This window comes from Xylophilus sp. ASV27, assembly GCF_016428875.1.
GTDB lineage: Bacteria > Pseudomonadota > Gammaproteobacteria > Burkholderiales > Burkholderiaceae_C > Xylophilus.
This window is the reverse complement of sequence record NZ_JAELTO010000143.1, coordinates 1-8701: the sequence shown is the minus strand read 5'-3', so window position 1 is coordinate 8701 and position 8701 is coordinate 1. Positions and strand designations below refer to the sequence as shown.

7 protein-coding genes are annotated in these 8701 nt (G+C 69.9%); 6 read left to right on the top strand and 1 reads right to left on the bottom strand.

Annotated features, from left to right (window positions below; all coding sequences use genetic code 11):
* On the bottom strand, positions 1 to 1434 hold a 1434-nt coding region (gene xdhA / locus JHD63_RS20490), incomplete at its 3' end, for a xanthine dehydrogenase small subunit (protein WP_198972655.1).
* A 398-nt stretch (positions 1435 to 1832) separates the two neighbouring features.
* Between xdhA and JHD63_RS20485 the strand changes: the two genes are divergently transcribed.
* The 6 genes from JHD63_RS20485 to JHD63_RS20460 all read left to right on the top strand — a co-directional run.
* Positions 1833 to 3389 (top strand): hypothetical protein, encoded by a 1557-nt coding sequence (locus JHD63_RS20485; RefSeq protein ID WP_198972654.1) that lies wholly within the window; start codon positions 1833 to 1835, stop codon positions 3387 to 3389.
* 183 nt (positions 3390 to 3572) lie between these two features.
* Entirely contained in the window at positions 3573 to 4505 is a 933-nt protein-coding gene (locus JHD63_RS20480) for a LysR family transcriptional regulator (protein WP_198972653.1), read from the top strand.
* A gap of 91 nt (positions 4506 to 4596) precedes the next feature.
* Entirely contained in the window at positions 4597 to 6144 is a 1548-nt protein-coding gene (locus tag JHD63_RS20475) for an ABC transporter ATP-binding protein (RefSeq protein ID WP_198972652.1), read from the top strand.
* The gene (locus JHD63_RS20470; protein WP_198972651.1) at positions 6137 to 7219 is read left to right on the top strand and encodes an ABC transporter permease; all 1083 of its coding nucleotides are present in this window, start codon (positions 6137 to 6139) and stop codon (positions 7217 to 7219) included. The genes JHD63_RS20475 and JHD63_RS20470 overlap by 8 nt, the downstream gene beginning before the upstream one ends.
* Positions 7219 to 8139, top strand: a complete 921-nt coding sequence (locus tag JHD63_RS20465) for an ABC transporter permease (RefSeq protein WP_198972650.1) — start codon at positions 7219 to 7221, stop codon at positions 8137 to 8139. The genes JHD63_RS20470 and JHD63_RS20465 overlap by 1 nt, the downstream gene beginning before the upstream one ends.
* A gap of 49 nt (positions 8140 to 8188) precedes the next feature.
* The coding region (locus tag JHD63_RS20460) for a BMP family ABC transporter substrate-binding protein (protein WP_198972649.1) at positions 8189 to 8701 on the top strand (513 nt) is incomplete at its 3' end.

The following is an 8701-nucleotide window of genomic DNA, read 5'->3' as shown; positions in this document are numbered from 1 at the left end:
CCCCCCCCCCCCCCCCCCCCCCCCCCCCCCCCCCCCCCCCCCCCCCCCCCCTTTTTCAAGCAGAAGACGGCATACGCGATTTCCTGTACGGTCTCGTGGGCTCGGAGATGTGTATAAGAGACAGGTCCACGGCTGGCCGGCCAGCGCCGCCTCGGCCTGGCGCGCGCGCGCCGGCGTGGCGGCGACGCCGCCGGCGCCGATGGCGGCGCGCTGCACCATGCCGCCCTGCAGCGTCAGGTTGAGCACCAGGCAGACGGCGGAGATGTCGTCGTCCTGCCGCTTGCTGATCTTGTAGGCGCGCAGGAATTCGCCCGCTGCCGGCGCCGGCACGTCGATGCGGGCCAGCAGCTCGTCCGGCGCCATCACGTTCTGCCGGTAGCCGGTGTAGAGGTCTTCGAGCGGCAGGCTGCGCTCGCCGCGCACGCTGGCCAGCACCACGCGGGCGCCGAGCGCGATCAGCAGCGGCATCGAGTCGCCGATGGGCGAGCCATTGGCCACGTTGCCGCCCAGCGTGCCCGAGTTGCGCACCGGCAGGCCGGCAAAGCGCGCGGCAAAGCCGTGCAACTGCGGGCGGTCGGCGGCCAGCGCGGCGTAGGCGTCCTGCAGCGTCACGGCCGCGCCTATGCGCAGGCTGCCGGGCGTGCGCACGATGCGGCGCAGCTCGGCCGCGCGGGTCACGTCCAGCACCTCGGCGAAATGGCGGTGCTGCTTGGTCACCCACAGGCCCACGTCGGTGCAGCCTGCCACCACCTGGGCCTGCGGCCGGGCGGCGCGCAGCGCCAGCAGTTCTGCCAGCGTGGTGGGGGCGTGGTAAACCAGGTTTTGAGAAGAATCAGGCTCAAGCCCAGGTGCTGCCTGGGCTATTAGCTCTAGTTTTGATAGCAGATCGGCTTCGTCCACCGGCACCGGCGGCAGGGCCGCCATCTGCTGCGCCGCGTCCAGTATCGGGCGGTAGCCGGTGCAGCGGCACAGGTTGCCCGAGAGGTCTTCCTGCGCCACGGCGCGGGTGATGGTCTCGCCGCGGCAGACGCGCTGCTGGTACATGCCGAACAGGCTCATGACGAAGCCCGGCGTGCAGAAGCCGCACTGGCTGCCGTGGCACTGCACCATGGCTTCCTGCGCCGGGTGCAGCGTGCCGTCGGCCGCGGCGATGTCCTCCACCGTCCACAGCGCCATGCCGTCGATGGAGTGCGCCAGGCGGATGCAACTGTTGATCGCGCGGTACTCCAGCGCGGCGCTGCCGTCCTCGCGCAGGGTGCGTTCGCCCAGCACCACGGTACAGGCGCCGCAGTCGCCCTCGCCGCAGCCCTCCTTGGTACCGGTGCAGTGCAGGTCTTCGCGCAGCAGGTCGAGCAGGGTGCGGTCGGGCGGCACGCCGTGCAGCGTCACGCGCCGGCCGCGGCGGATGAATTGGAGGGGGCGGGTGGTGGTCATGCGCAGAAGGGGATGATGGGTTGCGGTGGCAACGGTCAGCAGCTTTGGGCAAGGTTAGGTCCGGCCCGCTCCTGCGGCATAAGCTTGCAGGTATAGCGACGATGCCGCAGAGGCTATGAGCCTTGCCGCGGCGGGCGGCGCCGCAGCGCGTGCGGGCACGGCGAATTTCCTGCGCTCCGCCCCGGGCCATGGAATAACCCCGGTAATTGCATGTAATTGAGGCAGGGGCGGCGAGCCTCTAGATTCCAGAGAATTTTACAGGCTGGCTGCCGTGATTTTCCGGAATATCACACAGCCGCCTTTATTGATGGCCATTGACTGGAGGCGCGGTGGATTTCCACGGAAAAACCTGGATGCACGATCTGGCCTATGGCCTGGCGATCAAGGATTTTCTCCGCATGCCCCTCTGCCGCATGGCGCTGCCCGGAGCGCACGCCGCCGGCACCTGCGGCATCCCGCTGGCCAATGCCAAACTGCAGCTCACTCCGGACGCATCCCCCAGGGTGCGCGCACTGGTTTCCCGGGGGCTGCAGGCCACCGTGCGCGACTGGATGGCGGCGCAGTCCGCCTCACTGCTCGAGCAGATGAACGCGGGCGCCCGCTACCTGCACCTGCGCGTGGCCGGCGAGGTGCTGCTGGGCCCCGCGCTGACGCCCGAGCGCATCGCACCGGCGCTGTGCCATTGGTTCAGGAGCATCCGGGTTTCCGATGCGCTGGAGCAGGTGGCGGATTTTCTGCGCACGAATCCGCGCGAACTGGTCATTATCGATTTCAGCAGTTTCCATGGCATGAGCGGGCAGCAGCACAGGGAAGTGGTGAATATGCTGCGCAAAAGGCTCGGCAGAATGATGGTGCATTCCGCGCACGGACCGCAGCTGAGCCTGGAATATCTGGAGCGCGAATTCTCCGGTGTCGGCCGCGCCATCGTGGTGTATGGCCAGGAACGCGAGCGGGGCGTTCTCGCCCAGCACCCGGACATCCTCTGGCCGCGCGAATGCCTGCCGTCGCCCGGTGCCGGCGCGGGCGGCGTCGTCCTGCTGGACCAACTGGAGGCCGACAGGGTGCGCGGCGTCGTCAGCCGCAACATTCCGCCCGGCGCGCAGGCCCGCCCGACGGCGGAGGCGGCCGGCGCTGGGCCTGCCGCGGCGGCTCGGCCGCACTCCACGGTCCGGCGCCCGGCCGGCAGCGGCCAACGGGGGTACCGCAAGACCGCTTTCGGTGCGGCCGGACCGGTGCTGGAAGACGTCGAGGCGGCGCAGGAGACGCCTGCCGTGTGCGAGTTCCAGGGCCGCACCTGGATCGCCTGGAAGGCCAGCGATGGCGAAGGCAGCGTCTGCGTCGCCCCGATCGACGGCGCCGAAGGCCGCTGGCAACTGCAGTGCGACGGCGTGCGCATGGCCACGCGCAGTGGTCCGTCGATCGCCAGCTTCCAGGGGCGGCTCTACGTCTTCTGGCGCTCGCCCTACCAGGACCAACTGGTGTATGCCGTGAGCTGCGACGGCATCCACTGGCAGGGCGCGTTCACCGCCGGCGCCGGCGTCAACGCATCGCAGTCCGGCCCGGCGGTGGCGGTGTGGCGCGAGCGGCTGTACATGGTGTGGTGCTCGGCCCATGGCCAACGCCCGTGCTATGCGGTGCACGACGGCTCCAGCCACTACGGGTCGAGCTGGACCGAAGCGCGGCGCATCTGCGGCGAGGGCATCGCGCCCGGCACGCCCGCGCTCATGGCCGGTGAGGACGGGCACCTGTACGTCGCCTGGCGCTGTGCCGGCGTGCACCAGGCCCTGGCATACGCCCGCTGCCGGGACCATGGCGACTGGTCGTCCCCGATCGCGGTGCTGCCGCGCCCTGGCTGCGGCGGCTCTGGCGAGGACGGTGCTCCGATGGCCGCGGACGGCCCGCAGCCTTCCGGCAGCCGCGGCAAGGTCCGCCCGGACCAGCGCCTGGCGCGCTGAGGGCGCGCGGCCGCCGCGCCCCGCGCGCGTGCGCGCAGCGGGCATGCCGCTTGCGTTGGGGGAAGCCGCGTTTCTCCCGGCATCTGGATGTACAGTGCCGCGAGCCCCCCCACGCCATCCCCGGCGCCGCATGCCTGCGGCCTGCCATACGTGATGGCATATGACGAGAATGCAGGCGCCGCTATGAGAGACCAAGCCCTTTTCGACAAGATCGACCTCCATCTCATAAGGGTGTTGCATACCGTGTTGATGGAGCGCAGCGTATCGAGGGCCGCCGTCCGGCTGGGCATGCACCAGCCGGCGGTCTCCGCCGCCTTGAAGCGGCTGCGCGATCTCGCGGGCGACCCGCTGCTGGTGCGGTCCGGCGCCGGCATGATCCCGACCGATGCCGGCCTGCGCATGGTGGAGCCGGCCGCGCGCATCCTGCGTGCGGCGGAGGTGCTGTTCACCGATGCGCGCGGCTTCGATCCGCACAGCGCGAGCACCACCTTCCGCATCGCCGCCAGCGACTACCTCGACCCGCTGTTCCTGCCGCAGCTGATGGCCCAGATCAAGGCGCAGGCGCCGCTGTGCCCGGTGGAGATCCACCCGCTGTCGGCCGACGCGCACTACCACGCCCACCTGTCGCACGGCGAGATCGATCTGGTGATCGGCAACTGGCCCGAGCCGCCCGAGGACCTGCACATGGGCCGCCTGTTCGGCGACGAGGTGGTCTGCCTGGTCAATGCCAACCACCCCGCGGCGCGGCGCGGCTGGGACAAGAGCGCATGGCTCGACGCCGAGCACGTGGCGCCCACGCCCACCCATCCGGGCGCGCGCGGCGTGATCGACGAGCACCTCGACGCGCTCGGCCTGCAGCGCAACATCACCGCGCGCTGCGCGCATTTCGGGCTGATCCCGGCGATGGTGGCCCAGAGCTTGCTGGTGCTCACCACCGGCCGCCAGTACTGCGAACGCTTCCTGGCGAGCGGCCCGCTGGTCATCCTCAAGCCCCCGATCGAATTCCCACGCCTCATGTACTACCAGCTCTGGCATGCACGCACCCATAGTTCTGCCTCGGGCGCCTGGCTGCGCGAGCGCGTCAGGTCGGTGGCGGCAATGCTACGGAAAGAATAGCTGATGGCCCAGGTGCAGATTGGGCTTCGGCCTATTTTCTACCTGATATTCAGGGCGGACCGCCCGTTTCATAACTGAGACAATTCCCCGCATGAATCCACCTCCCTTGCCGCCACGCCTGGCGCTGGCGGGCATCACCAAGCGCTATCCGGCGGTCGTCGCCAACAGCGGCGTCTCGCTCACGGTGCAGCCGGGCGAGACGCATGCCGTGCTCGGCGAAAACGGCGCGGGCAAGTCCACGCTGATGAAGATCATCTACGGCTCGGTCAAGCCCGACGAAGGCAGCGTCCATTTCAACGGCCGCGCCGTGCAGGTGAAGAACCCGCAGGAGGCGCGGGCGCTGGGCATCAGCATGGTGTTCCAGCACTTCAGCCTGTTCGACACCCTCACCGTGGCAGAGAACGTCTGGCTCGGCCTGGACAAGTCGCACGCGCTGGCCGAGGTCACGCGCCGCATCACCGCCAAGGCCGCCGAGTACGGCCTGGACATCGATCCGGCGCGCCCGGTGCACACGCTTTCCGTGGGCGAGATGCAGCGCGTGGAGATCATCCGCGCGCTGCTGACCGACCCGCAGCTACTGATCCTGGACGAGCCCACCTCGGTGCTGACGCCGCAGGCGGTCGAGAAGCTGTTCGTCGTGCTCAAGAAGCTCGCCAGCGAGGGCTGCAGCATCCTCTACATCAGCCACAAGCTGCATGAGATCCGCGAGCTGTGCAGCGCCTGCACCGTGCTGCGCGGCGGCAAGGTCACCGGCGTATGCAACCCGTCCGAGGAATCCAACGCCTCGCTCTCGCGCCTGATGATCGGCGCGGAGCCGCCTGCGCTGCAGCACCGTCCCTCCAGGCTCGGCGCGCCGGTGCTGCGGGTGCAGGGCCTCTCGCTCACGCGCGAGTCGCCCTTCGGCGTGGACCTGGGCGACGTGCGGCTGGAGGTGCGCGCGGGCGAGGTGGTCGGCATCGCCGGCGTCTCGGGCAACGGGCAGAAGGAACTGCTCTATGCGCTGTCGGGCGAGGACACGCGCGCCGCGCCGGCCATGGTCGAGGTGGCGGGCCGGCCCGCCGGCCGCCTGGGGCCGGACGCGCGCCGCGCGCTCGGCCTGCACTTCGTGCCGGAAGAGCGGCTGGGCCGCGGCGCCGTGCCCACGCTCGGGCTGGCGCACAACCTGCTGCTCACGCGCGGCAATGCGGTGGGCCGCGGCGGCTGGATCAAGGTCGGCGCGCTGGAGCGGCAGGCGCGCGACATCATCGGGCGCTTCCACGTCAAGGCCGGCGGCCCGAATGCGACGGCGCGCTCGCTGTCGGGCGGCAACCTGCAGAAATTCATCGTCGGCCGCGAGATCGACGCCAACCCCAGGCTGCTGATCGTCTCGCAGCCCACCTGGGGCGTGGACGTGGGCGCGGCGGCGCAGATCCGGGGCGAGATCCTGGCGCTGCGCGACGCCGGCTGTGCGGTGCTGGTGGTCAGCGAGGAGCTGGATGAACTGTTCGAGATCAGCGACCGGCTGCACGTGATGGCCAAGGGCCACCTGTCGCCCTCCATCGCGCGGGCCGACGCCACGGTGGAGAAGATCGGCCAATGGATGAGCGGCCTGTGGGATGCGCAGCCCGAGGTCGCGGCAGAGGAGGCAAGCCATGTTTAAGCTGGAACCCCGGCCGCAACTGTCGCGGCACTGGAGCTACGGCTCGCCGCTGCTGGCGCTGGCGATCACCGTCGTCATCGGCGTGCTGCTGTTCGCCGCCCTGGGCAAGGACCCGGTGCGCGGCCTGCAGGTGTTCTTCTGGGACCCGATCAAGACCCCGTATGCGCTCGGCGAGCTGATGGTCAAGGCCACGCCGCTGCTGATCATCGCGCTGGGGCTGGCGGTGTGCTTCCGCTCCAACGTCTGGAACATCGGCGCCGAGGGCCAGTACGTGATCGGCGCCGTCGCCGCCGGCGGCGTGGCGCTGCTGGCGGACAAGACCACCGGGCCCTGGATCGTGCCGGCCATCCTGCTCGCCGGCATTGCCGGCGGCATGGTCTGGGCCGGGCTGGTGGCGCTGCTGCGCGACCGCTTCAACGCCAGCGAGATCCTGGTGAGCCTGATGCTGGTCTACGTCGGCGTGCTGGTGCTGGGCTACCTGGTCTATGGCCCCTGGAAGGACCCGATGGGCTACAACTTCCCGCAGACCCGCAGCTTCGACGCGGTGACGCAGATCCCGCGGCTCATGAAGGGCTCGCGCGTGGGCATCGGCCTGATCATCGCGCTGCTGGGCGCGGCGGTGCTGTGGATCTTCCTGTTCCGCACCAAGGCCGGCTTTGCCCAGCAGGTGGGCGGGCTGGCGCCGGCGGCGGCGCGCTACGCGGGCTTCTCCTCACGCCGCGCGCTCTGGCTGGCGCTGCTGACCTCCGGCGGCGCCGCCGGCCTGGCCGGCGCGCTGGAGGTGGCCGGCCCCCTCGGCCAGCTCACGCCCTACGTGCCGATGGGATACGGCTTCGCCGCCATCATCGTGGCCTTCGTCGGGCGCCTGCACCCGGTGGGCATGGTGCTGTCGGCCATGCTGATGAGCATGTTCTACATCGGCGGGGAACTGGCGCAGTCGCGCCTGGGCCTGCCCAAGTCGCTGACCGGCGTGTTCCAGGGCCTGCTGCTGTTCACGCTGCTGGCCTGTGACACCTTGATCGCTTACCGCGTGCGCTGGCAGCGTCGCGCACCAACCCTGGCCGGAGCGCGTTGATGGAATCCTACGCATTGCTTTTGGGCGCCACGCTGTCGGCCGGTACCGTGCTGGCACTGGCCTCGCTCGGCCTGCTGATCAACGAGAAGGCCGGCGTCGTCAACCTCGGGGCCGAGGGCATGATGCTCTGCTCGGCCATCGCGGGCTTCGCCACCGTCGTCCACACCGGCAGCTTCGCGCTCGGCTTCGTCGTCGGCATGGCCACCGGCGCGCTGCTGGCCGCGATCTTCGGCGTGCTGGTGATCTGGCTCAACACCAACCAGTACGCCACCGGGCTGGCGCTGTCGCTGTTCGGCACCGGCTTCTCGGCCTTCGTCGGCATTGGCTACGTGCAGGCCAAGCTGCCGGAGAGCACCCGCTTCTCGGTGCCGGTGCTGGGGGACCTGCCGCTGATCGGGCCGGCCCTGTTCCGCCAGCATCCGCTGGTGTACCTGGCGATGGCGCTCACGCTGGCCCTGATCTGGTTCCTCTACCGCACGCGCACCGGCCTGGTGCTGCGCTCGGTCGGTGAATCGCCCGAGTCGGCACACGCGCTGGGCTATCCGGTGCGCCGCATCCGGCTGGCCGCGGTGATGGCCGGCGGCGCACTGTGCGGGCTGGCGGGCGCCTACATCTCCACCGTCTACACGCCGCTCTGGGTCGAGGGCATGGTGGCCGGCCGTGGCTGGATCGCGCTGGCGCTCACCACCTTCGCCACGTGGCGACCGGCGCGGGTGTTGCTGGGAGCCTACCTGTTCGGCGGCGTGACCATGCTGCAGTTCCACATGCAGGGCGTGGGCGTGAACGTGCCGAGCCAGTTGCTGAGCATGCTGCCCTACCTGGCGACCATCATCGTGCTGGCGTTGATTTCGCGCAATCCCGCGTGGATCCGGGTCAACATGCCTGCGTCCCTTGGAAAACCGTTCCACCCCGGCTCATAATCATCCGCTTACCTCTTGCAATACCTCCAACCTCCTGAAAGAGATGCACATGACTGAACTGTCCAAACGCTCGCTGCTGCAAGTCGCCGCCATGTCCGCGGTCGCCGCCGCCCTGGTCGGCTGCGGCAAGAAGGAAGAGCCCGCACCGGCCCCCGCCCCCGCCCCCGCGGCGGCGCCCGCGCCGGCCAAGCCCGAGCCGCTGAAGGTGGCTTTCGCCTACGTCGGCCCGGTCGGCGACGGCGGCTGGAGCTTCGCGCACGACAAGGCGCGCAAGGCGGTGCAGGAAGAATTCGGCGACAAGATCGTCACCAGCTACGTCGAGAGCGTGCCAGAGGGCGCCGACGCCGAGCGCGTGCTGCGCGACATGGCCACGCAGGGCAACAAGCTGATCTTCGGCACCACCTTCGGCTACATGGAGCCCCTGCTCAAGCTCGCGCCCGACTTCCCCGACGTGAAGTTCGAGCACGCCACCGGCTACAAGACCGCCGCCAACCTGCGCACCTACGACAGCCGCACCTACGAAGGCGCCTACATGGCCGGCGTGATCGCCGGCTCCATGACC